This is a genomic window from Streptomyces sp. MRC013, from assembly GCF_023614235.1.
GTDB lineage: Bacteria > Actinomycetota > Actinomycetes > Streptomycetales > Streptomycetaceae > Streptomyces.
This window is the reverse complement of record NZ_CP094264.1, coordinates 3,029,396-3,052,386: the sequence shown is the minus strand read 5'-3', so window position 1 is coordinate 3,052,386 and position 22,991 is coordinate 3,029,396. Positions and strand designations below refer to the sequence as shown.

The 22,991-nt window shown below is 74.3% G+C and carries 22 protein-coding genes and 1 pseudogene; 8 read left to right on the top strand and 15 right to left on the bottom strand.

The annotated features are described in order from the left end of the window. Nucleotides 1-121: 121 nt before the first annotated feature. From LUW75_RS14060 to LUW75_RS14045, 4 genes are read right to left on the bottom strand one after another with little or no spacing between them, the layout of a single operon-like run. On the bottom strand, nucleotides 122-961 hold the full coding sequence (locus tag LUW75_RS14060; RefSeq protein ID WP_250335911.1) for a 1,4-dihydroxy-6-naphthoate synthase: 840 nt from the start codon (nucleotides 959-961) through the stop codon (nucleotides 122-124). A 6-nt stretch (nucleotides 962-967) separates the two neighbouring features. Next, nucleotides 968-1,726 carry a futalosine hydrolase gene (locus tag LUW75_RS14055; protein ID WP_462933733.1) on the bottom strand — a complete coding sequence of 253 codons (759 nt, stop codon included), beginning with the start codon at nucleotides 1,724-1,726 and terminating at the stop codon, nucleotides 968-970. Then, nucleotides 1,723-2,220, bottom strand: a complete 498-nt coding sequence (locus LUW75_RS14050; RefSeq protein ID WP_250335910.1) for a DUF2771 domain-containing protein — start codon at nucleotides 2,218-2,220, stop codon at nucleotides 1,723-1,725. The genes LUW75_RS14055 and LUW75_RS14050 overlap by 4 nt, the downstream gene beginning before the upstream one ends. After that, nucleotides 2,217-3,692, bottom strand: a complete 1,476-nt coding sequence (locus LUW75_RS14045) for an MFS transporter (RefSeq protein WP_250335909.1) — start codon at nucleotides 3,690-3,692, stop codon at nucleotides 2,217-2,219. Before LUW75_RS14045 ends, LUW75_RS14050 begins: the two co-directional genes overlap by 4 nt. Nucleotides 3,693-3,970: 278 nt before the next feature. Here LUW75_RS14045 and LUW75_RS14040 point away from each other — a divergent pair, with 278 nt between their 5' ends. Then, nucleotides 3,971-4,891, top strand: coding sequence for a DUF3027 domain-containing protein (locus LUW75_RS14040; protein ID WP_250335908.1), 921 nt, complete (start codon nucleotides 3,971-3,973; stop codon nucleotides 4,889-4,891). Between the two features lie 493 nt (nucleotides 4,892-5,384). Further along, on the top strand, nucleotides 5,385-8,528 hold the full coding sequence (locus LUW75_RS14035) for a sacsin N-terminal ATP-binding-like domain-containing protein (protein ID WP_250335907.1): 3,144 nt from the start codon (nucleotides 5,385-5,387) through the stop codon (nucleotides 8,526-8,528). 214 nt (nucleotides 8,529-8,742) lie between these two features. Here LUW75_RS14035 and LUW75_RS14030 read toward each other — a convergent pair whose 3' ends face one another. Continuing rightward, the gene (locus LUW75_RS14030) at nucleotides 8,743-9,027 is read right to left on the bottom strand and encodes a DUF2530 domain-containing protein (protein ID WP_250335906.1); all 285 of its coding nucleotides are present in this window, start codon (nucleotides 9,025-9,027) and stop codon (nucleotides 8,743-8,745) included. Nucleotides 9,028-9,196: 169 nt separating this feature from the next. On the opposite strand from LUW75_RS14030, the gene LUW75_RS14025 reads away from it, so the two are divergent. After that, nucleotides 9,197-10,645: an NCS2 family permease gene (locus LUW75_RS14025; protein ID WP_250335905.1), complete on the top strand. Its 1,449-nt coding sequence runs from the start codon at nucleotides 9,197-9,199 to the stop codon at nucleotides 10,643-10,645. Between the two features lie 80 nt (nucleotides 10,646-10,725). Here LUW75_RS14025 and LUW75_RS14020 read toward each other — a convergent pair whose 3' ends face one another. Further along, entirely contained in the window at nucleotides 10,726-10,908 is a 183-nt protein-coding gene (locus LUW75_RS14020; protein WP_250335904.1) for a ribbon-helix-helix protein, CopG family, read from the bottom strand. Between the two features lie 439 nt (nucleotides 10,909-11,347). On the opposite strand from LUW75_RS14020, the gene LUW75_RS14015 reads away from it, so the two are divergent. Beyond that, nucleotides 11,348-11,740: a WXG100 family type VII secretion target gene (locus LUW75_RS14015; protein ID WP_250335903.1), complete on the top strand. Its 393-nt coding sequence runs from the start codon at nucleotides 11,348-11,350 to the stop codon at nucleotides 11,738-11,740. Nucleotides 11,741-11,917: 177 nt separating this feature from the next. Here LUW75_RS14015 and LUW75_RS14010 read toward each other — a convergent pair whose 3' ends face one another. The 6 genes and pseudogenes from LUW75_RS14010 to LUW75_RS13985 all read right to left on the bottom strand — a co-directional run bounded on the left by LUW75_RS14010 (nucleotide 11,918) and on the right by LUW75_RS13985 (nucleotide 15,944). Beyond that, on the bottom strand, nucleotides 11,918-12,574 hold the full coding sequence (locus LUW75_RS14010; RefSeq protein WP_250335902.1) for a contact-dependent growth inhibition system immunity protein: 657 nt from the start codon (nucleotides 12,572-12,574) through the stop codon (nucleotides 11,918-11,920). A 12-nt stretch (nucleotides 12,575-12,586) separates the two neighbouring features. Continuing rightward, nucleotides 12,587-12,887: pseudogene (locus LUW75_RS14005) on the bottom strand (RNase A-like domain-containing protein). Nucleotides 12,888-12,923: 36 nt separating this feature from the next. Further along, a complete protein-coding gene (locus tag LUW75_RS14000) occupies nucleotides 12,924-13,490 on the bottom strand; it encodes a hypothetical protein (protein ID WP_250335901.1) in 567 nt (188 codons plus the stop codon). A 24-nt stretch (nucleotides 13,491-13,514) separates the two neighbouring features. Beyond that, nucleotides 13,515-15,284: an RNase A-like domain-containing protein gene (locus tag LUW75_RS13995; protein ID WP_250335900.1), complete on the bottom strand. Its 1,770-nt coding sequence runs from the start codon at nucleotides 15,282-15,284 to the stop codon at nucleotides 13,515-13,517. Next, nucleotides 15,284-15,589, bottom strand: coding sequence for a WXG100 family type VII secretion target (locus LUW75_RS13990; protein WP_250335899.1), 306 nt, complete (start codon nucleotides 15,587-15,589; stop codon nucleotides 15,284-15,286). The genes LUW75_RS13995 and LUW75_RS13990 overlap by 1 nt, the downstream gene beginning before the upstream one ends. 19 nt (nucleotides 15,590-15,608) lie before the next feature. After that, on the bottom strand, nucleotides 15,609-15,944 hold the full coding sequence (locus LUW75_RS13985) for a WXG100 family type VII secretion target (RefSeq protein ID WP_250335898.1): 336 nt from the start codon (nucleotides 15,942-15,944) through the stop codon (nucleotides 15,609-15,611). Between the two features lie 477 nt (nucleotides 15,945-16,421). On the opposite strand from LUW75_RS13985, the gene LUW75_RS13980 reads away from it, so the two are divergent. The 4 genes from LUW75_RS13980 to LUW75_RS13965 all read left to right on the top strand — a co-directional run bounded on the left by LUW75_RS13980 (nucleotide 16,422) and on the right by LUW75_RS13965 (nucleotide 20,279). After that, complete coding sequence (locus LUW75_RS13980) at nucleotides 16,422-16,874, top strand: MarR family winged helix-turn-helix transcriptional regulator (RefSeq protein WP_250335897.1); 453 nt, start codon at nucleotides 16,422-16,424, stop codon at nucleotides 16,872-16,874. A gap of 29 nt (nucleotides 16,875-16,903) precedes the next feature. Further along, nucleotides 16,904-18,292 (top strand): MFS transporter, encoded by a 1,389-nt coding sequence (locus LUW75_RS13975; protein WP_284453834.1) that lies wholly within the window; start codon nucleotides 16,904-16,906, stop codon nucleotides 18,290-18,292. Nucleotides 18,293-18,304: 12 nt separating this feature from the next. After that, nucleotides 18,305-18,886 (top strand): RNA 2',3'-cyclic phosphodiesterase, encoded by a 582-nt coding sequence (gene thpR / locus LUW75_RS13970; RefSeq protein ID WP_250335896.1) that lies wholly within the window; start codon nucleotides 18,305-18,307, stop codon nucleotides 18,884-18,886. A gap of 403 nt (nucleotides 18,887-19,289) precedes the next feature. Then, nucleotides 19,290-20,279, top strand: coding sequence for an aldo/keto reductase (locus tag LUW75_RS13965; RefSeq protein ID WP_250335895.1), 990 nt, complete (start codon nucleotides 19,290-19,292; stop codon nucleotides 20,277-20,279). Nucleotides 20,280-20,322: 43 nt separating this feature from the next. On the opposite strand, the gene LUW75_RS13960 is transcribed toward LUW75_RS13965, so the two are convergent. The 3 genes from LUW75_RS13960 to groL form a co-directional block, all read right to left on the bottom strand. Then, nucleotides 20,323-20,571 (bottom strand): hypothetical protein, encoded by a 249-nt coding sequence (locus LUW75_RS13960; RefSeq protein WP_250335894.1) that lies wholly within the window; start codon nucleotides 20,569-20,571, stop codon nucleotides 20,323-20,325. Beyond that, a complete protein-coding gene (locus LUW75_RS13955) occupies nucleotides 20,568-20,771 on the bottom strand; it encodes a hypothetical protein (RefSeq protein WP_250337663.1) in 204 nt (67 codons plus the stop codon). Before LUW75_RS13955 ends, LUW75_RS13960 begins: the two co-directional genes overlap by 4 nt. Nucleotides 20,772-21,058: 287 nt before the next feature. After that, on the bottom strand, nucleotides 21,059-22,681 hold the full coding sequence (groL, locus tag LUW75_RS13950; protein ID WP_250335893.1) for a chaperonin GroEL: 1,623 nt from the start codon (nucleotides 22,679-22,681) through the stop codon (nucleotides 21,059-21,061). Nucleotides 22,682-22,991 lie beyond the last annotated feature (310 nt).

The following is a 22,991-nucleotide window of genomic DNA, read 5'->3' as shown; positions in this document are numbered from 1 at the left end:
CCGGCGCCGCGCACCCGCCCCGCGGCGCCGCACCGCCCTCAGGACACACCGCCCCGCAGGACACGCCGTCCTGCGGGGCTCGCCGTCCTGCGGGGCGGGCGCGCCGTCCCGCGGGCCGGTCCTACGGGAAGGCCAGGGCCTCCGCGCGGACCGCGGGCACCAGGCCGTGGGCGGCCGCGCGGGCCAGCAGCGTGCGGACCGCCTCGTACCCGTCGGGGCCCAGGTCCTCCGTGTACGCGTTCACGTACAGCCCGATGTGGCGCTCCACCACCCCGGGGTCCATCTCCTGCGCGTGCGCCCGCACGTACGGCAGCGGCGCCGACGGCGACGCCCACGCCCGCCGCACCGACTCCCGCGCCGCGTCCGCGAGCCCCCGCAGCGCCTCCTCGCCCAGCGACCGCCTCGCGACGATCGCGCCCAGCGGGATCGGGTGCCCGGTCGCGGCCTCCCAGTGCTCGCCCATGTCGGCGAGGCGGTGCAGCCCGTAGTCCCGGTAGGTGAACCGCGCCTCGTGGATGACGAGCCCCGCGTCGACCTTCCCGTCCCGCACCGCGGGCATGATCTCGTGGAAGGGCATCACCACGACCTCTCCGACCCCGCCGGGCACGGCCTGCGCGGCCCAGAGCCGGAACAGCAGGTACGCCGTCGACCGCTCGCCCGGCACGGCGACGGTCCCGCTCGACAGGTCGGCTCCGGGCTCGCGGGTGAGGACCAGCGGTCCGCAGCCGCGTCCGAGCGCACCGCCGCACGGCAGCAGGGCGTACTCGTCGAGGACCCACGGCAGCACGGCGTACGACACTTTCAGGACGTCCAGCTCGCCGCGTTCGGCCATGCCGTTGGTGACGTCGATGTCGGCGAAGGTGACGTCCAGCTCGGGCGCGCCGGGCACCAGCCCGTGCGCCCACGCGTGGAAGACGAACGTGTCGTTCGGGCAGGGGGAGTACGCGATGCGCGTCGCCACTGGCCCTCACTCCTCTCTGAAGACGCGGGTGCTGAGCGGCCCGAACGCCGACCGCAGGGCGTCCAGCGCCCCGCCGATCCGCCAGGCGGCGCGGTCGCGGGGACCGACGGTGTTGGAGACGGCGCGGATCTCGACGGCCGGCACGCCGTGCGCGGCGGCCGCCTCCGCGACGCCGAAGCCCTCCATGGACTCCGCCCCGGCCCGCGGGTGCCGGGCGGCCAGCTCGGCGGTGCGGGCGGCGGTGCCGGTGACGGTGGAGACGGTCAGGACGGGCGCGACGAGGCAGGGCCGGCCGGTGTCGCGCACGGCCCGCGCGATGCGGGCGGTCAGCGCGGCGGGCGGGGTGTGGACGGAGCGGCCGAAGCCCAGCTCCTCCACCGGCAGGTAGCCGTCGGGGGTGTCGGCGCCCAGGTCGGCGGCGACGATGCGGTCGGAGACGACGAGGGACCCCAGCGGGGCGCGCGGCGCGAAGCCGCCGCCGATCCCGGCGCTGATCACCAGGTCGTACGGGTAGGGGGCGGTGGCCAGCGCGGTCGCGGTGCCGACCGCCGCGGCGGCGGGCCCGGCACCGGCCGCGAGGACGTCCACGGCGGACGCGGCGGACCCGGTCAGCCGGGCCAGGGTGTGGCCGGTGAGCAGGTGGCTCGTCACGGTGTGGCCGCTCGGCAGCGGCCGGGAGGAGCGGGCGGCGCAGCCGACGAGTCCGCCGGCGGCGGAGTGCGCCTCCGCCGCCACGGCGGTCACCACCAGGACGCGCAGGGTCACACCTTCTTGAGGAGGAAGCGGTAGACGCCGATGGCCTTCTTCGTCTTCGTGTCCGTCTCCAGGATCGCCACGCGGATGCTGGAGGGCGACTGGCCGCCCATCGCCGGACCGGCGAAGAACGAGCTGGCGCTGATCGTCCGGTACGTCTTCGTGTACGGCTCCTGCTCGGCGCGCTCGCCGTCCAGGAAGATCGTCCAGCCGTTCTCGGCGATCTCCGGGTCGACGCCGAAGCGGATCCGGTCGTCCACGGACACCTCGACGGGCTTGCCGCCCTTGGCGCTGAGGCACTCCTGGACGCGGGACTCCTTCAGGCCGCCCTCGTCGTAGCAGCTCTCGGCCGCCTCGGTGTTGTAGGAGTCGGAGCCGACCGTCACGGTCGCGATCGGTGTCGGCTTGGACCAGCCGCAGGCGGAGAGGACGATCAGGCCGGCGGAGACGGCACCCAGGGCGACGCCGGCCCGGCGGGCCTTTCCGGAGAAGAACGCAACGGTCATGGGCCGAAGGGTATCGGTCTCGGCCGCCGCGGGCGCATGGGGGGCTCGCGCGACGCGCGCACGCTCACCCGGCGCGCCCGGGGTCCCGTGCCGTGCGCGGCCCCCCGGGGCGCCCGTCCGCCGTCCCGCGCCGCGTGGAGGAGACCGCGGCCGGCGACGGCGGACCCGGCGGCGAGGACGGCCGCCGCCGCGGCCGTCCCGAGCGTGCCGTCCAGCGGCAGGACGATGCCGGCGGCGCCGCCGGCCACCCACGCCGCCTGCAGCAGCGTCTCGGAGCGGGCGAACGCGGACGTGCGGACGGACTCGGGCACGTCCCGCTGGATCAGGGCGTCGAGGGACAGCTTCGACAGGGCCTGTGCCAGCCCCGCGACGGCGCCCAGCAGGACGACGAGCGGCCCGCCGAAGAAGACCGCCGTCAGGATCGTCACGGTCAGCACCAGCGCCAGCATCGTGGCGATGATCGCCTCGGGGGCGCGGTCCCTGAGCCAGGCGCCGACCGCCGTGCCGCAGGCGTTGCCCGCGCCGGCCGCCACGCCGACGGCGGCGAGGGAGACGGCGGCGCTCTGCCCGCCGATCGGGTGGACCCGCAGCAGGAACGCCAGGAAGAAGATGAGGAACCCGGAGAGCGCCCGCAGGGCCGCGTTGGCCTGGAGGGCGTGCAGGACGGCCGGGCCGACGGTGCGCAGGCCGGGCCTGCGCTCGCCGTGGGTGAGGATGTGCGCCTTGCGCTCGCCCTTGGCGGAGTCCACCCCGTGCGGCAGCGTGAACGCCAGGAAGGCGCCCGCCGCGAACAGCGCGCACGCCCCGTACAGCGGCCACTCCGGCCCGATCCGGTGCAGCCCGACCGCGACGGGCGCGGCCGCGCCGGTGGCGAGGAGTCCCGCGAGGGTGACCCGGGAGTTCGCCTTCACCAGCGAGAAGCGGGGCGGCAGCAGCCGCGGGACGACGGCGGAGCGGACCACGCCGTACGCCTTGGAGGCGACGAGCACGCCGAGCGCCGCCGGGTACAGCTCCAGGCCGCCCGTGGCGACCGCGCCCGACAGGGCGAGCGCGAGGAGCACGCGGGCGAGCATGGCGCCCGCCATCGCCGCGCGCCGGCCGTGCGGCACGCGGTCGAGGAGCGGGCCGACGACGGGGGCGAGGAGCGTGAACGGGGCGAGCGTGACGGCGAGGTACAGGGCGACGCGGCCGCGCGCCTCGTCGGTCGGCACGGAGAAGAACACCGTCGCGGCGAGGGCCACGGTGATCATCACGTCGCCCGCGCCGTTCACGGCGTGCAGTTCGATCAGTTCGCCCAGGCCGGACTCCCCGGCGCCCTGGGCGCGGGTGACGCGGCGGACGCCCCGGGCGGTGGAGGCGAACGGCAGGCGGGCGGCGCGGCCGAGGTGCCGGGCCGCCGCGCGGACCCGCCCAGCGCGTCCGTACCGGTCGGCGCGCTGCGACGGTTTCCGGGACCACCGCGCGGATGCCACGTCGTCATAGTGCCCCACCGCCCCCGTTCGCGGAGGGTCACTTGGGGCGGCCGTGTGGGCGGCGGGCTGCGGAAGGGGTAGCGTGCGTAACGCGCCACCGACGGAAAAGGTCTCGGCCGCGTGCTTCTTCGGCATCCCGCAGAATGGGTGACGTGAGGTGTGCCCGAGCACGTCGGGCGCGGACGTCGATGCGGTCCTCCGGTCCGCTCCGTCCGCCGCCCGTGCAGTCGCGCGTCGGCCGGTGCACCGTCAAGACGGCGTAGGAGAGAAGCGAACCTGTGAGTGCTGCGACGACGCGAAGCCGTGCCCGGCGTGCCCCCGCCCTGGACCGCCTGTGCGCCGAGGCGGTGGACCTCGCACGGGAGGCGGCCGAAGAGGCGGCGGCGCCGGGCGTCGTCGGCGCGCACGTGGGGGCGGTGGCCGAGGGCGACCGGGTCGTCACGCACCTCTTCGAGTGCGCCGAGCCCGGGTACCGGGGCTGGCGCTGGGCGGTGACGGTCGCCCGGGCGTCGCGCGCGAAGAACGTCACACTCGACGAGACGGTCCTGCTGCCCGGCCCGGACGCGCTGCTCGCGCCCGAGTGGGTGCCGTGGAGCGAGCGGCTGCGCCCCGGCGACATGGGGCCGGGCGACCTGCTGCCGACCGAGGCGGACGACCCGAGGCTGGAGCCGGGGTACGCCGGTGAGGACGAGCCGCCGCCGGACTCCGCGGTGTCGGAGGAGCTGACGGACCGGGCCGAGGCCGAGGACGCCGAGTTCGTGTCGCGCACACCGTCGCGGGGCGCGATCGCGGCCGTCGCGGAGGAGCTCGGGATGCGGCGCGCCCGGGTGCTGTCCCGGTACGGGCTGCACATGGCGGCGGACCGCTGGGAGGAGGCGTACGGGGCGAAGACCCCGATGGCCCAGGCGGCGCCGGCGTCCTGCGTGTCCTGCGGTTTCCTGATGGCGGTCGGCGGGTCGCTGGGGCAGGCCTTCGGGGTGTGCGCGAACGAGTTCTCGCCCGCGGACGGACGGGTCGTGTCGCTGGACTACGGGTGCGGCGGGCACTCGGAGGCGGCCGTCATGCCGAAGCCTCCGCGCCCCGCGGAGCCCGTGCTGGACTCGATGGCGGCGGACGCCTTCCCCCTCCACCCGACGCCGTCCCCCGGCTCGGTCCCGGTGGTCCCGGACCCCGCGTCGGAGGACCTGGGCCACTCGTAGCCCGCCCGCGCCGGCCGCGCGGTCCGGCCGCGCGGCCCGGCCGTCCGGGTCCGACCGCGCGGTTCGACCGTCGGGTCCGGTCATCCGGGCCGGCCGTACGTGCCGACCGCGTACCCGACCGCGTACGCCCCGGGGGCCGCGCCGTGGTGTCACGGCGCGGCCCCTCGGCGTGCGCGGCGGGCGCCGGGGGAGGACGGGAGGCGCTCGTGCGTGACGGGTTCCCGCCGGGGGGCACACGGCCCCGACGGCCGTTCGGGCTCCGCCCGGCCCCCGTTCCACCCCCGGCCCCCTTCCCGGCCCCGGCGGCCGCACGTCCGCCCCCGCGCGGGCGGACGTGCGGCCTTCCCGGGGCCGCCGGTGGTCCCCGGGAGGTTCCGGCGACCTCCCGGGGACCCCGCACGCCCCTCCCCACCTGCTCGTTCAGGGTGGCGGAGGAGTGCGCGGTACCTTCGGCCGCAGACCGTTTCGTACGTCGAGGAGAGCGGAGCACATCGTGAGCGTGAGGGCGACGGCGGCGGGCGAGGGCGCCGACCCGTTCGGGACCGCGCGGCTGCGGCGCGGAGTGCTCGACGCGTGGGGCGCCGGACCCGCGCGCTTCCGGGAGGACGCCAACGCCGAGGAGGAGCTGAGCCTCGGCGGCTACCGCGACCGGCTGGTGGTGGAGCTGGCGCAGAACGCCGCCGACGCCGCCGCCCGCGCCGGCGTGCCGGGCCGCCTCCGGCTCACCCTGCACCCGGCCGGCGCGGACGGCCCGGCCGTGCTCGCCGCGGCCAACACGGGCGCGCCGCTGGACGCGACGGGCGTCGAGTCGCTGTCCACGCTCCGCGCCTCGGCGAAGCGGGAGGGCCACGAGGGGGCGGTCGGCCGGTTCGGCGTCGGTTTCGCCGCGGTCCTCGCGGTGAGCGACGAGCCGGCGGTCATCGGCCGGTACGGCGGCGTGCGCTGGTCCCTCGCGGAGGCCCGCGACATGGCCGCCGAGGCGGCGAGGGTCAGCCCCGGCCTCGGCGACGAACTGCGCCGCCGCGACGGCCACGTGCCGCTGCTGCGCCTGCCGCTGCCCGCCGAGGGCGCCCCGCCCGCCGGCTACGACACGGTGGTCGTCCTCCCGCTGCGCGACGCGGCGGCCGTGGACCTGGTGGAGCGGCTCCTCGCCGGGGTGGGGGACGCGCTCCTGCTCACCCTGGCGGGGCTCGTGGAGATCGTCGTGGAGACCCCCTCCGGCACGCGCACCCTCACCCGCGGCCGGGACGGGGAGTACACGGTCGTCGAGGACTCCGTGCGCGGCACCACCCGCTGGCGGACCGCCACCCGCACCGGGGCGACCCCGCCCGAGCTGCTGGAGGACCGCCCCGTCGAGGAGCGGCTGCGCCCGCAATGGTCGGTCACCTGGGCCGTCCCGGTCGACGCGGAGGGCGCACCCGTCCGCCCGGACACGGCGCCCGTCGTGCACGCGCCGACGCCGACCGACGAGCCGCTGACCGTACCGGCGCTGCTCATCGCGTCGTTCCCGCTGGACTCCACGCGCCGCCACCCCGCGCCCGGCCCCCTCACCGACTTCACGGTGGCCCGCGCCGCCGAGGCGTACGCCGAACTCCTCGCCGCGTGGCGGCCCGTGTCGACCGGCACGATCGACCTGGTGCCCGGCCCGCTCGGCAAGGGCGTCCTGGACGGCGCGATCCGCGGGGCGGTCCTGGAGCTGCTCCCCCGCGTCCCCTTCCTCGCCCCGGCGGCGCCGTCCGAGGAGCTGACGGCGCTGCGCCCGTTCGAGGCGGAGGTCGTCGAGGGCGCCGGCGCGGACACCGTGCGGGTGCTGGCGGAGGTGCTGCCGACACTGCTTCCCGCCGGCCTGGAGCGGCGCTCCGAGCTGCGGGCGCTGGGGGTGGCGCGGCTGTCGCTGGGCGACGCGATCGACCGGCTGGCGGGCGTGGAGCGGGCCCCGCAGTGGTGGCGCCGGCTGTACGACTCGCTGGCGGGCGTCGCCCCGGACCGGCTGACCGGCCTGCCCGTGCCGCTGGTGGACGGCCGGACGGCGACCGGCCCCCGGCAGGTCCTGCTGCCGTTGCCGGACACCCCGGCGGACCTGGCCCGGCTCGGGCTGAGGATCGCCCACCCGGACGCGGCGCACCCGGTCCTGGAGAAGCTGGGCGCCCTCCCGGCGACCCCGCGCGCGGTGCTGACGACCCCGCAGGTGCGGGCGGCGGTCGCGGCGTCGCTGGACGCGGACGAGGTGTGGGACGAGGACGGCGTGGACGCCGAGGAGCTGGCGGAGGCCGTCCTCGCGCTGGTGCGGGACGCGGGCCTGGAGCCGGGCGACGAGCCGTGGCTGGGCGCGCTGGCGCTGCCGGACGAGGACGGGGAGCTCGCCCCGGCCGGTGAACTGGTGCTGCCGGGAAGCCCGTTCGCGTCGGTGATGCGGGAGGGCGAGCTGGCGCTGTGCGACGAGGAGCTGGCGGCCCGCTGGGGCGGGCAGCCGCTCGCGGCGTGCGGGGTGCTGGCCGACTTCGCGCTGGTACGGGCGTCGGACGTGGTGCTCGACCCGGACGAGCTGGAGCCCCGCGACTCCGACTACGCCGAGCCGGACGACGTGGGCCTGCTGGACGCCGTCGACGTGTGGTGCGAGGACGTGCTGGACCGGCTGGAGTCGCCGCCGCGCGGCGGCGGTGACGGGGGGTGGGGGCGGACCGCCCTGCCGCCGGTCGCCGCGGAGATCGTCGCCGTGCGGGACCTGGACCTGGTCGACGACGACGCGTGGCCGCGCGCGCTGGCGCTGCTGTCCCGCCCACCGCTGCGGGACGCGCTGACCCAGCCGGTGCGGGTGCTGCTGCCGGACGGGACGACGGAGACGGTCCGCTCCTACACGGCGTGGTGGCTGCGCGACCACCCGGTGCTGGACGGACGCCGCCCGGCGGGCCTGCGCGCGGCGGGCGCCGACCCGCTGCTGGAGGGCCTGTACGAGCCGGTGGACACGACGGGCTTCGACGACGCGCAGGTGCTGCGCGCCCTGGGCGTCCGCACGTCGGTGGCGGCCCTGCTGGACGAGCCGGGCGGCGCGGCGGAGCTGCTGGGCCGGCTCGCGGACCCCGGCCGGGAGGTGACGGCCGCGCAGCTGCACGGGCTGTACTCGGCGCTGGCGGGGCTGGACCCGGAGCAGGTGACGCTCCCGGACGAGCTGCGGGCCGTGGTGGACGGCGAGGTGCGGGTGGTCGACGCGGCGGACGCGGTGATCGCGGACGCGCCGGACCTGCTGCCGCTGGCGGGCGGGCGGCCGCTGCTGCCGGTGGCACCGGGGCGGGCGGCGGACCTGGCGGAGCTGCTGCAGGTGCGGCGGCTGGGCGAGGTCGTGGCGGCGGAGGTGACGACCGAGGGCGAGGAGCACGAGGTCCCGGCGCCGGTGCACGCGCTGCTGGGTCCGGCGACCCCGGCGACGTACGTGGAGCACGGGGAGCTGGTGGCCGGCGGGGTGGAGCTGGACTGGCGGATCACGCCGGACGGGACGCTGCACGCGGCGACGCTGGAGGGCGTGGCGGCGGGGCTGGCCTGGGCGGCGGGGCAGTGGCCGCGCCGGTTCGAGGTGGCGGCGCTGCTGGAGGACCCGTCGAGGACGGAGGAGCTGGCGCGGGACCGCTGGTTCGACTGACGGGCGGACACCGGGTCGGCGGGCGTGCGGGCGGGGCGCCCGGAGGGCCGGCGGGCGGGGGCGGACGCCGGGCCGACCGGCCGGCGGGCGGACGCCGCGGCGGGAGGACGGGTACGGGGCCGCGGCCCGGCACCGGCCCGGCACCGGGCCGGAACGGGGGAACGGGCGCGGGCGCCGGCCTCCACGGGAGCGGGGAACGGGCGCGGGCGCCGGGTCAGACGGCGGGGCGGGACCCGTCCCCGGAGGCGGCGCGCCCGGCGGCGGCACGCCTGATCGCGGCGTCGCGCCTGCGCACGTACCAGATCCCGAACAGGCCCAGTCCCGCGCCCGCGAGGCAGGTCCACACCCACCAGGCGAGGTCCCGGTCGGCGAACCAGCCGTAGAAGGGGACCTGCACCAGGAAGAGGGCGAACCAGATGATCGTGCCGCCGGTCACGGTGGCGACGACCGGCCCCTCCAGGGGTTCGGGCGCCTCGTACTTGGGGGTCCACTTGGCCATGCTCCTCATCGTAAGCGGCCCGCCGCCCCCGGCACGGGGGTGGCGATCTTCGCCCCATATGTTCATACTGAAAACGTTTGCCGCTGGCCTGTTCCCCTCGTACGAACAGACGAACCGGGTTCCGCGCGGCCGACGCCGCCCCCACCGCCCCCGCACCACGAGGTTCCGCATGCCCTCCACGGTCACCGCTCCCCCGGCCGCGTCCGGACGGCAGCCGGCCGGCCCCGGCAACGTCCTGGACCGGTTCTTCAAGATCTCGGAGCGTGGCTCCACCGTCGGCCGCGAGATACGCGGCGGCTTCGCGACGTTCTTCGCGATGGCCTACATCATCGTGCTGAACCCGATCATCCTCGGCAGCGCCGAGGACGTGTACGGACACCGGCTGGACGGCGGCGAACTGGTCACGGCGACCGTGCTGAGCGCGGCGTTCGCCACGCTCCTCATGGGCGTCGTCGGCAACGTCCCGATCGCCCTCGCCGCCGGCCTGGGCGTCAACACGATCGTCGCCCTCCAGCTCGCGCCCCGCATGGCGTGGGCGGACGCGATGGGCATGGTGGTCCTCGCCGGCGTCGTCGTGATGCTCCTCGTCGCGACCGGCCTGCGCGAACGCGTCATGAACGCCGTCCCGACGGGCCTGCGCAAGGGCATCGCGATCGGCATCGGCCTGTTCATCCTGCTGATCGGCCTGGTCGACTCCGGGTTCGTCTCCCGCATCCCGGACGCCGCCCACACCACCGTCCCGATCCAGCTCGGCGCCGACGGCCACCTCGGCGGCTGGCCGGTCCTGGTCTTCGCCCTCGGCACGCTCCTCACCCTGACCCTGCTCATCCGCAGGGTGCCGGGCGCCATCCTGATCTCGATCGTCGTCATGACCGTCGTCGCGATGATCCTGAACGCCGTCGCCGAGGTCCCGTCCTGGGGTCTGACCGCCCCCACCTGGCCGGGCAACCCCCTCTCCACCCCGGACTTCGGGCTGCTCGGGCAGGTCAGCCTGTTCGGCGGCTTCGAGAAGGTCGGGCTGCTCACCGGCTCCCTCTTCGTCTTCACCGTCCTGCTGTCCTGCTTCTTCGACGCCATGGGCACGATCCTGGGCGTCGGCGACGAGGCGAAGCTCACGGACGAGGACGGCTACTTCCCCGGCATCAACAAGGTCCTCCTGGTGGACGGCCTCGCCGTCGCCGCGGGCGGCGCGACCTCGTCGTCCGCGACCACCTGCTACGTCGAGTCGACCGCCGGCGTCGGCGAGGGCGCCCGCACGGGCCTCGCCTCGGTGGTGACCGGCGGTCTGTTCGCCGTGGCGCTGTTCCTCACGCCGCTCGCCACGATGGTCCCGTCGCAGGCGGCGACCCCCGCCCTGGTCGCGGTCGGGTTCCTGATCCTCGCCGGGTCGGTCAGGGACATCGACTGGGACGACTTCACCATCGCCGTGCCGGCCTTCCTCGCGATGGTGATGATGCCGTTCACGTACTCGATCACCAACGGCATCGGCATCGGCTGCATCGCCTTCAGCGTCCTGCGCCTGGCCGCGGGCCGCGGCCGCGAGGTGCCGGTCCCGATGTACGCGGTGTCGGCGGTGTTCGTCTTCTACTACGCCATGCCGGCGCTCGGCCTGACGTAGCCCTTTCCCGCGTCCCCGCCGGGCGGCCCCGGCCCCGGCAGGCGGTCGGGGCCGGGGCGCGCCGGCCGGGCGCCGGGAACTCAGGTGGCGCCGTAGAACTTCTCCGTCTCGGAGACGGCCGCCCTGAACCGCTCGTCGAAGTCCTCGCGGACGAGCGTCCGGACGACGTAGTCCTGGACGCTCGTCCCGCTTCTCGCGGCGTGCTGCCGGAGCCGGTCGAGCAGCTCCCCGTCCATGCGCAGGCTCAGCACTGTCGATCCCATGCCGCCCAGCGTCCGGGTACCCGCTCCGCACCCGCGCCTCTTTTCGTCGGATTATCACCCCTACGGGTGATCCGCCCTCCCGCCACCCGGCGGCCTCCGGTACAGGGCCCGCCGTGGCCACGGGCCGGCGCGGCCACGAGGAGCGGCGTACCGGTGCACTCGCGGCCGCGGCCCGCGCCGTCCGGGACCCGCGCGGCCGGCCGACACTGCGGTGGGTGGACCAGGAGATCGCGGCGAACCCGGCGCTCGGGGCCCCGTACCCTTCACCGCGGGACCGCCCGCACCCTGCTCGACCGGTACCCTCCCGGCGCCGCCTGCCTCCGGCGGTTCGAGGCGTACTGACACTCCGGACCGGCAAGAGCCCTCGTCCCGGGCGTTCGTTAGGGTTGCCCAGTCGCCTTCGCCGAGGCCGCCACGACGGATGCACACCGGGGGACGCATGGACCAGCCCAGGCTCAAAGCGCAACGTGACAAGCTCACCGCGCTCGCCGATGACCTGGACGAGACGCAGGTCTACCTGGACCGGCAGGTCAAACGCATGGACGCGATCGTCGACGGCATCGAGGCCGGCTGGCGCGGACCGGCGGCCGAGGCCTACCGGTCGCTGCACCGGGGCGCCGCGGAGGACGCCGTACGCATCCGGCTGGTCCTGCAACGGCTGGAGCAGGCCGTACGCCTGAGCCGGGACGGCTTCTCAGCGCAGGACCTGGACGTCATGGAGCAGCTCCGTCAGGTCCAGGCCGATGTGGACGTGGCCGCCGAAGCGCGTGACCTCTCCACGCCGCACTCGGACGCTTCCGCCCCGTCGCGCAGCCGGATCTCCGACTACTGAGTCCGGCGGCTCCGCGAGAGCCGGCAAGCGGCCTTGGAAACTCGTGTCGACCGCTGCCCTCCGCGGTGAAGCAGTGCGGCCGGGGCACGAGTGAGGCAACCCTCCACGACCCACGGTCGGCCTTCCGGGTTCCGCGACTCCGTCCGGGACGAGCGAGGACCGGCCACCAAGTCCGGATCAGACACCGGACAGCGTCGTCGCCGCCGACTGGAACCAGGCGCCGTAGGAGAACGGCGCGGGCGGGCCGACCTCCATGCCGAGTTCGGCGGCGGCCAAGGCGTAGTCGCCTTCGTCCAGGGGGAGGGCGAGCAGCTCGTGGAGCTCGCCGACGAGGCGGGCGACCAGCTGGGGATGGGTGGTGGCGGCGTAGTCGGCGAGGGCGGCGTCGTGGTCGGGGAACTCGTCGACGACGTCCTGCGAGAACCAGCCGCCGAGCAGTTGCGCGGTCTCCGGGAAGCGCGCGTGCCACTCCCAGTGCGTCTGCGGGGACGACGGTTCCGGGACGTCGCCCTCCTCGATGCTTTCCTTCAGGTGGTCGGCCAGGACCGTCAGCCAGTCGCCGATGCCCGACTGGGGAAGCCCGACGTCCGGGATCGCGTAGAACTCGCCCAGCTCCTGCCGGATGCGGCCCGGAGGATTGCGGCTGTACTCACGCAGCTGGCGCTCCGCCTCCGCGATGGCGGAGGGGCGCGTGTGCCAGGTGTGCCGGAGGTACGCGTCCAGAGCGCGGCTGCGCCGCTCCGGGGTGTCGTCGGCCGGCTGCCCCAGGTACGCGCGCATCACCTGGTCCAGCTCACCGTACCGGCGGTCGTGTTCGAGCGGCTTCATGGACATCGGCGTACGCCCCTACAGGTAGAACGGAAAGGTCGCGTGGACGACGAAGCCGTACGGGCTGGACGCCTCCCGGCGCAGCACCACGCGCGCCGCCCGGACATCGACCGGTCCGCGCCCGGCCAGCAGGTCCCCCCTCCAGCTGCACCCGCCCCACGGGCTCCTCCCGCGACGGCCAGGCGGCCTCGATGGTGAGCCGGGGCCGGGTGCCCTGGGCCAGCCAGCGGTGGATGGCCTGCTCGTTGGCGGTCACCACCTGCTGGGTCGCCCACCGGGCGGTCTCCCGGTCGGGGTAGGAAGCGGAACGGGTCAGCACGGGGCATCCTCTCAAATCACCTGGTCGGCGGCTGGGTCAGTAGTCGGAGAAGTTCCAGAACATGCCCACCTCGGTGTCGGAGACGACGACCAGGCCGCAGTCCTCCGAGTAGACGTCGCTCAGCGGGTTGTACCCCCAGTGCGATGTTGTGAAGTCGAGTGTGCCGGGCACGGGGCCGGGCCTGCTGACGTTGGTGTGGTAGGTGGCCGCGTCTCCGTACCGCGCGAGGACCGTGCGGGCCATCGCCCGCAATTCCTCCTCGCTCTCCGTGAAGCGCCGCAGGTTGGACAGAGTGCAGCAGTCGTCCGTGAGGGCCAGCAGCAGGTTCTCGGCGCTGGCCCGGTCGATCTCGGTGAGACGCCGCGCGATGTACTCCGGGGGATGGACGGCGAACGGGTACGAGGGATTCCACTCGCGTTCCGGGGCCTGCGCCGGGTCGTCGAGACCGGCCCAGCCCCGCGGGTCCGGCACGGCCCGCGCCATCAGCGCGAGGACGTCGAGGACCCAGTCCTCGTGACGGCGCGGACCCGTGGCGTCGAACGGATACGCGTCCTCGAACAGGTGGCGTACAGCGGCTTCCCAGGACGTCTGGTCGACGGACATGTGGTGCTGGCCTTCCTCGGGGCGTTAGGACTTCGAGGGCATCGACGTCATGACGGTGAACGGCGGGGTGCGGCTGCTGTCGTACCGGATGCGCGTGTCGATGCCGTTCACGTCGTATGCCTTGGCGCCCATCCCGCCCTGTTTGTACCCGGACGTCGGGTCGTTCGGGTCCACCGGCTGTTTGAACACACTGCGGCCGCTCGTCTCGCCGTGGGGCGCGGTCGAGTGAAAGTCCTTGACCTGTCCGTCCCCCGGCGGCGGCGGGCCCTTGATCCACGCCTCGATGGCGGCCTTGTTCTGGTTGAGGTTGTACTCGGTCAGTTCCTCGGCCCGCTGGTAGTTCGGGAAGGCCGAAGCGGCACCGGGCTTCGGCTTGCCGTACGGCCAGGCCTGGGTCGGCCCGGCCGTCTGCTGGTCGCGCAGGCGCTGCGCCAGTTGCTCGTCCGTCTTGCCGACGTGTCGATCCAGGGTGTGGCCGTGCTCGAAGTATTCGTTGGCGGCGAGGTTGAGGTCGTACTTCCCGGTGGAGTCCACCTTCAGCCAGACCTGCGACTCCTTGAACTCCTCCAGGGCGCGCATGCCGAAGCCCCGGGCGCGGGCGACGCCGGCCTCGAACTTGGGGGCGCTCAGGTACGCCTCGTCCAGCGGTGCCTTCAGCGCCTCCATGCGGGTGGTCAGCCCGTCGAGGATGCCGGTGTACGTGTCCACGATCCGGTTGAGCTTCGCCGTGTTGATGTTGAGGACGGTCTTGACGTCGAACGAGAGGATCAGGCCCACGCCCTTGCCGATGACGGAGGTGGCGCCGGTGAGGAGGCTCGTGGGGCTCGAAGGTCTGGCGAGGTCGTCGAGGATCTCCTTGGCGGCCACCAGCATGGCGCGGTGGACCTCGTCGATGACGTCGCGGTTCAGGTCGACGGCCGCCTCGGCGTACTCGCGCAGGATGGTGGCGATGTCGTCGGCCGTGTCCTTCAGTACGGCTAGGACCGGCTGGCTGTCAGTGGGGGTGCGGGGCGTGCCCGGCCCGGAGTTGGCCGTCTGCGCCCACTGCTTGCCGTGCCGCGACTGGCCCCAGGCGGTCGCACCCCACAGCGCGCTGCAGAACGTCCTCATGGCGGCTTCCCACTCCGCCTGCTGCGGGTTGGTGATCGCGCCGACGGCCTGGGTGAGCTGGTCCGCGCCCGTCGTCACGGCGATGGCGGTGTTCATCCAGCTGTGGTGCAGGGAGTTGAGGTAGTGCTGCTGGGGGTACGGGAAGACGTCCGCGACCCGCCCGATCCGGAGCACGTTCCTGCACAGGGGCTGGAGGACGTCCCGGACGATCTCGGGGATGCCCTCCATGGCGCGCCGCTCGAAGTCGTCGCCGCCGTCGTCGTCGCCCCACTTGATGAGGGGCATGGGGCCGAAGTCGGGGGCCTTGTCGACGACCGCGGGCCGCGGGCGCTGCTCGGCCGTCTTCCCCGGCTTGGGGTGGGCGGCCGCGTCGGCCCTGGTGTAGGCGTTGGCCGTCTCGGTGAACCCGACCGCGGCGCCGCCGACGCTGAGCACGGACCGCCCCAGGACCTCCAGCCAGCGGTCACCGGTCTTCTTGTACGCCTGGGCGAACCTCTGCGCCTCGGTGCCGGCGCCCCCGGCGTCGGGGTACTTGCCGAGCTCCTCCATGAGCTTGTTGGCGGTCCGTATCAGGAAGTCCTGCTGCGCGGCGACCCGCCCGGAGACCGACCACAGGTCGCTGGGCTTGACGTCGATGGTGCCGTTGCCGCCCGGCGACTGGGCGGGCGCGGAGGGCCCTGCCATCAGGCGCCGCCTCCCCAGCCCTCGAGTACGGACCTGTTGGCCGCCGCGTAGTTGAGGTGCCCCTTGACGACGACCTCGTGGAGCCATGCCTGGGCGGCCTTGAGGTCGTCGGCGGAGCGACTCCACTTGTCCAGTTCGTCGATGAAGGCCTCGCGGGCCTCGCCCTCCCAGGTCAGTACGACCTTGGCGACGCGCCCGTACAGGTGCTCCAGCCTCTCGTTGAGGGCGCGGAGGATGTCCTCCAGCTCCCCCGAAAGGCGCTGCAGGGTGGCGAAGTCGACGGTGATCCGGTCTTCGTCGGGCATGGTGCTGATCCCCCGTGGTTCACATGTTCGGAATGCGGCTCTTCGGCCGGCCGGCGTTCCGTGCGGGCGCCGGTTCGGGCACGGTGAGGGCGTGGGCGGCGGCGGACACGTCTTCCCCGTCCCGCATCCGCCGGCCACGGGCGAGGGTGTCGGGTTCCCGCCCGGTGGAGCCGTCGCGCGAGGCGCGGCTGGCCGCTTCGGGGAGGACCGTCGCCTGGCGGATGCGTACGGCCTCCCCGGCGACGCCGGCGCGCAGGGAGCGGTACGCGGTGGCGGTGGGTCCCTCCCCGCACGCGGCGGTCTCGTCGATGGCCCCGTCCGCGGTGCCGGTCCGCAGTTCCGGACGGCGCCGCACCGTGTCGACGTCGTCTGCCGACCCGGTGAGGCCGTCCTCCGGGACGTCCCCCCTCGGCGTTCCGCATCCCGAGCCCCCGCTCCGCACGCTGTTCGTACGCGTGTGCCTCCCTGTACGACTGATCACCCTACGCGGGGAGCACCCTCCCGATCGAAGCCGGGGCCGCGTAAAAGCCACACAAAAGCTGATCAAAAGCCGCGCAAAAGCTGGAAAGCGACGAAGCCCCAGGTCGCCGGCCTGGGCGCTTGGCCCCGGAGCGGGGGAGGGGGATCGGAACCCGCGATCCGAGCTCGGGAATCAACGGATCTCGGCAGGTCGGCACGGCATCCGGCCAGGCGGTACGCGGCGGCCACCCCACTTCGCCCATACGCGGGCCACGACCCTCACGCCGACGGAACGGGGTGACGTCCCTCACCGCGGGGCGCCATGCGACCATCCGACTAGTCGTTAGACAGAGTAATGAGTTACGCTAAGAACATGCCCGACCTGTCCCGCGGCGGAGCCGGCGACGACGCCGACGCGGCCGCCGTCAACGCGCTCCGTTCCGCCGTCATGCGGCTGTCCCGGCGCCTGAAGCACCAGCGCGTCGACGAGTCGCTGAGCCCGACCGAGATGTCGGTGCTCGGCACGCTCGCCCAGTGCGGCTCGGCCACCCCCGGCGAGCTGGCCCGCAAGGAGCACGTGCAGCCGCCGTCGATGACCCGCATCGTCGCCCTGCTGGAGGCCAAGGGCCTGGTCAGGCTGGAACCGCATCCGGACGACCGCCGCCAGAAGGTGGTCAGCCAGACCGAGCGGGCCGAGGCCATGCTGGAGGAGTCCCGCCGCCGGCGGAACGCCTGGCTGGCCTCCCTCGCCGAGGGTCTGGACGAGGACGAGTGGGCCAGGCTGCGCGCCGCCGCCCCCGTACTGGAGAAGCTCGCGCACCTGTAGGACGACCCGAGACGAGGAGGCGACCCCTTTTGAGTACGGGAACCGGAGAACTCTCCGCCCCCGGACGCACCCCCCAACCCCCGAACCGCACCCCCCGCGCCCCGCACCGCGCCGCAGGCGGCACCTTCGCCTCGCTGAGAGTGCGGAACTACCGCCTCTTCTTCGCCGGGGCCATCGTCTCCAACACGGGGACGTGGATGGCCCGCATCACCCAGGACTGGCTGGTCCTGAGCCTCACCGGCTCCGCCGCCGCCGTCGGCATCACCACGGCGCTGCAGTTCCTCCCGATGCTGCTGTTCGGCCTGTACGGCGGGGTGATCGCCGACCGGTACCCCAAGCGGCGCCTCCTCGTCCTCAGCCAGGGCGCCCTCGGCCTGTGCGGGATCGGCCTCGCCGTACTCACCCTGTCCGGGCACGTCCAGGTCTGGCACGTGTACCTGGTCGCGTTCCTGCTCGGCATGGTCACCGTCGTGGACAACCCGGCCCGCCAGTCGTTCGTCTCCGAGATGGTCGGCCCCGGCCAGCTGCGCAACGCGGTCAGTCTGAACTCGGCCAACTTCCAGTCCGCCCGCCTCGTCGGCCCCGCCGTCGCGGGCCTGCTGATCGCGTCGGTCGGCAGCGGCTGGGCGTTCCTCGTCAACGGCCTGTCGTTCCTGGCCCCGCTCGCCGCGCTGCTGCTGATGCGGCCCGCCGAGCTGCATCCGGCCGCACGCGCCCCGCGCGGCAAGGGCCAGCTCCGCGAGGGCCTGCGGTACGTCGCCGGGCGGCCCGAGCTGGTCTGGCCGATCGCGCTCGTCGGCTTCGTCGGCACCTTCGGGTTCAACTTCCCGATCTGGCTGACGGCCTTCGCCGACGACGTCTTCCACGTTGGCCCCGGCACGTACGGCCTGCTCAACACGCTCATGGCGGTCGGCTCGCTGGTGGGCGCGCTGCTGTCGGCCCGGCGCGGCACCTCCCGGCTGCGGCTGCTGATCGGCGCCGCCGCGGTCTTCGGCGTGCTGGAGGTCGCCGCGGCGGCGGCGCCCGGCTTCTGGCTGTTCACGCTGCTGCTCGTCCCGATCGGGATGTTCGGCCTGACCGTGAACGTCACGGCGAACTCGTTCGTCCAGCTCGCCACCGACCCCGCGATGCGGGGCCGGGTGATGAGCCTGTACATGATGGTCTTCGTCGGCGGTACGCCGCTGGGCGCGCCGCTGCTGGGCTGGGTCACCGACACGTACGGCGCACGCGTCGGCTTCGCCACCGGCGGCGTCGTGTCGCTGGTCGCCGCGGTGGTGATCGGCGCGCTGCTGTCCCGGGCGACCGGCGTGCGGCTGCGCGTCGAGCTGCGGCCGGGGCGCCGCGGCCGCCACCCGCAGGTGCGTTTCGTGCCCCGGGAAGGGCGTGAAGGGCGCGCCCGCCTCGCCGCGACGGCGTGACAGACTCGCCGCATGAGGCTTTTCGCTGCCGTGCTGCCGCCCCGTGCGGCCGTCGAGGAACTGGCGCTCTTCGTCGAGGGGTTGCGGAGGATGCCGGGCGCGGACGGGTTGCGCTGGACGGGCCGCCCCGGCTGGCACTACACGCTGGCCTTCATGGGCGAGGTCGACGAGGCCCTGCTGCCGGAGCTGTCGGAGCGGCTCGCCCGCGCCGCCCACCGCACGGGGCCGTTCCCGCTGCGCGTCCGCGGGGGCGGCCGGTTCGGCCACCGCGCCCTGTGGGCGGGTGCGGCGGGCGGCCTCGACGACATGCGGCTGCTCGCCGAGCGCTCCGACGCGGCGGCCCGGCGTGCCGGCGTCGCGATGGACGGGCACCACCGGTACCAGGCGCACCTCACCCTCGCCCGCAGCCGGGCCGACACCGATCTGCGGCCGTTCGTGGCGGAGCTGGAGCACTTCGAGGGCGACCGCTGGGAGGTCGCGGAGCTGGCCCTGGTCCGCAGTAACCTCCCGGTCTCCGGTGTCCCCGGGGAGGCGCCCCGCTACGAGACGGTCGCCACGTGGCCCCTGGGCGGACCGCGCCCGGCCGCCGGTTAACCTCGAAGGGTGGACCCGAAGACCCGAAACCGCATCATGGCCGCCGTCCTCGTCCTGATGTTCGCCGTCACCGCGGCGGCGGCGGCGTCCGGCCGGTAGCCGGTCCGGCCGCCGCTCCACGGCGCCCGCCCGCCGGGCGGAGTCCCCGCGGGGACGGCCCGGGATCCGGGGGGACGGACCCCGGAGCGACACGGCCGGGACGCGCCGTGGGATCGCGCGCCGCCCCTCGCGGGGGCCGGCGACCGGCGTCGCGCGGCGGCTCGGCGAGGACGTGCCGAGGACCCCGCCGGGGCCCCGGGCGCCTCCCGGGCCACGCCGTACCGCCGCCCCTCAGGCGACTTCCGACGGCGGCGCGCCCGATGTCCTTGCCCGGAGCGGACTCGAAGCAGTTGGCTTGTGGCCCATGCGGTACACACAGCTCGGACGCACCGGGCTCAAGGTCAGCCGACTCGTTCTCGGCACGATGAACTTCGGCCCGCAGACGGACGAACCGACCAGCCACGGCATCATGGACGCCGCCCTCGACGCGGGTCTGAACTTCGTGGACACGGCCAACGTCTACGGGTGGGGTGAGGACAAGGGCCGCACCGAGGAGATCATCGGCGCCTGGTTCGCCCGGGGCGGCGGGCGGCGGGACAGGACGGTCCTCGCCACCAAGGTGTACGGGAACATGGCGGGCGACGGTGAGGCCTGGCCCAACCACGACAGGCTCTCCGCGGTGAACATCCGCCGGGCCGTCGACGCCTCCCTCACGCGGCTGCGGACGGACTACATCGACGTCTACCAGTTCCACCACGTCGACCGGTCGACACCGTTCGAGGAGATCTGGCAGGCGATCGACGTCCTGGTCCGGCAGGGCAAGATCCTCTACGCCGGGTCGTCCAACTTCCCCGGCTACAAGATCGCCCAGGCCAACGAGACCGCCGCCCGGCACGGCCGCATGGGCCTGGTCAGCGAGCAGTGCCTCTACAACCTCGCCGAGCGCCGCGCCGAGATGGAGGTCATCCCGGCCGCGCAGGACTACGGCCTGGGCGTCATCCCCTGGTCCCCGTTGCACGGAGGACTGCTCGGCGGCGTCCTCGGGAAGGAGGCCGTGCCGGGGCGCCGGGCGAGCGGCCGCGCCGCCGACGCGCTCGAGGACACCGGGACGCGCGAGCGGATCCAGGCGTACGAGGGCCTGCTCGGCGAGCACGGCCTGAAGCCCGGTGAGACGGCGCTCGCCTGGCTGCTGACCCGCCCCGGCGTCACCGGCCCGATCGTCGGCCCCCGCACGCGGGAGCAGCTGGACTCGGCGCTGCGCGCCCTGGAACTGGAGCTGGGCGAGGAGCTGCTGGCGTCCCTGGACGAGATCTTCCCCGGTCCCGGACCGTCCCCCGAAGCCTTCGCGTGGTGAGGTGGCGGACCCGTGCGCCGCCCCGCGGGCACCGGCCCCGGGGTCAGCGCAGGCTCGCCCGGTTCAGCTCCCGCACCCGGGCGCGCAGGACCACGTCCGGCGTGGCGAGGGCCGTCGCGTCGGGAGGGCAGTCCCACTCCCGGCCGCCGCCGGGCGGCCGCAGCTGCACGTACCCCCCGACGTGGCCCATGACCTGGCCCACCCGCCCGTCGCGCACGTCGACCACGTACGCGCCCGCGGTGCGGGGGCCGTCCCCCGCCGTGCCGGTTCCGCCGCCGTCCGTGAGGTTCACTTCCTCGCCCCCTCCAGTGCCGCCGCCAGCCGGGCCGCCGTGTCCAGATTGCACCGCCCCAGCTCCACCAGCGGGTACGGTACCTCGCTCGTCGTCGTCACCAGGTCCACCCGCAGCGACGGCAGGACCACACCGGCCTTGAGCAGTTCGCCGCGCAACCTGGCCACCGCCTCCTCCGCCGCCCGCAGCCGCTCCTTCATGACAAGCACCTCCACACGCAGGGTATTGGTATCCCATACACAGCGTGGTCAAAGAGTCGGCGGTCCGAGTGGAGTCGCGGCCCTGACAACCCCATCTGACTAACCGGGGTTGCGCCGCGCCCGCCGGCGGGTCCCGGCCCGGCCCCCTCCTGCGGGCGCCCGGTGCCGGGCGCCCGCGCCCCGGACGGAGGGACCGGGCGCCCGGCGGGGCCGGACACGCCCGAGGGCGGCACCCCGCTGGGGGTGCCGCCCTCGGTCCGTACCGCTGGACTGGTCCGATCCGGAGATCAGAAGTCCATGTCACCGCCCGGCATGCCGCCGCCGGCCGGCGCGGCCGCCTTCTCCGGCTTGTCGGCGATGACGGCCTCGGTGGTGAGGAACAGCGCGGCGATCGACGCGGCGTTCTGCAGCGCGGAGCGCGTCACCTTGGCCGGGTCGATGATGCCCTCGGCGACCAGGTCGACGTACTCGCCGGTCGCGGCGTTCAGGCCGTGGCCCGGGGTGAGGTTGCGGACCTTCTCCACCACGACGCCGCCCTCGAGGCCGGCGTTGACGGCGATCTGCTTGAGCGGGGCCTCCAGGGCGGCCTTGACGGCGGCGGCACCGGTGGCCTCGTCGCCGTCCAGCTCCAGCTTCTCGAAGACGCTGGACGCCTGGAGCAGGGCCACGCCACCACCGGCGACGATGCCCTCCTCGACGGCGGCCTTGGCGTTGCGCACCGCGTCCTCGATGCGGTGCTTGCGCTCCTTCAGCTCGACCTCGGTGGCGGCACCGGCCTTGATGACGGCCACGCCGCCGGCCAGCTTCGCCAGGCGCTCCTGGAGCTTCTCGCGGTCGTAGTCCGAGTCGGAGTTCTCGATCTCGGCGCGGATCTGGTTGACGCGGCCCTGGACCTGCTCGCTGTCACCGGCACCGTCGACGATCGTCGTCTCGTCCTTGGTGATGACGACCTTGCGGGCGCGGCCCAGGAGGTCCAGACCGGCGTTCTCCAGCTTGAGGCCGACCTCCTCGGAGATGACCTGGCCGCCCGTGAGGATGGCGATGTCGCCGAGCATGGCCTTGCGGCGGTCGCCGAAGCCCGGGGCCTTGACGGCGACGGACTTGAAGGTGCCGCGGATCTTGTTGACGACCAGCGTGGACAGCGCCTCGCCCTCGACGTCCTCGGCGATGATCAGCAGCGGCTTGCCGGACTGCATGACCTTCTCCAGCAGCGGGAGGAGGTCCTTCACCGCGGAGACCTTGGAGTTGACGATGAGGATGTACGGGTCCTCGAGGACGGCCTCCATGCGCTCCATGTCGGTCGCGAAGTACGCCGAGATGTAGCCCTTGTCGAAGCGCATGCCCTCGGTGAGCTCGAGCTCCAGGCCGAAGGTGTTGGACTCCTCGACGGTGATGACGCCTTCCTTGCCGACCTTGTCCATGGCCTCGGCGATCAGCTCGCCGATCTGGACGTCGGCGGCGGAGATGGAGGCGGTGGAGGCGATCTGCTCCTTGGTCTCCACGTCCTTCGCCTGCTCCAGCAGCGCGCCGGAGACGGCCTCGACGGCCTTCTCGATGCCGCGCTTCAGGGCCATCGGGTTGGCGCCGGCGGCGACGTTGCGCAGGCCCTCGCGGACCAGCGCCTGGGCGAGCACGGTCGCGGTGGTCGTACCGTCACCGGCGACGTCGTCCGTCTTCTTGGCGACTTCCTTGACCAGCTCGGCGCCGATCTTCTCGTACGGGTCCTCGAGCTCGATCTCCTTGGCGATGGAGACGCCGTCGTTGGTGATCGTGGGGGCGCCCCACTTCTTCTCGAGGACGACGTTGCGACCCTTGGGGCCAAGGGTGACCTTGACGGCGTCGGCGAGCTGGTTCATCCCGCGCTCGAGACCGCGCCGTGCCTCCTCGTCGAACGCGATGATCTTGGCCATGTGAAGTGGTCCTCCCGGACTGATGGGGTCTCCCCTGCTCGAACGCAGTTGAGAGCTTGGGGAAGGATTGCTCCGGACCGCGCTGGCGCCCGCGACGGACGACCCGCGTGCCGCGTGGTTCCCTGCCCCACGCGTCCTGCGGGCCTCACCGACGAGGTCCTTTCGTTGTCACTCTCACTGGGAGAGTGCTAACGCAATCATTAGCACTCGCCCTAGGAGAGTGCAAGCGCTCCGGGGCGGCGGCGGGCCCCGTCCGGGGGCTTTCCGGCCGGGCGGCACAGGCACGGAGGGCCCGCACCCCGGTGGGGTG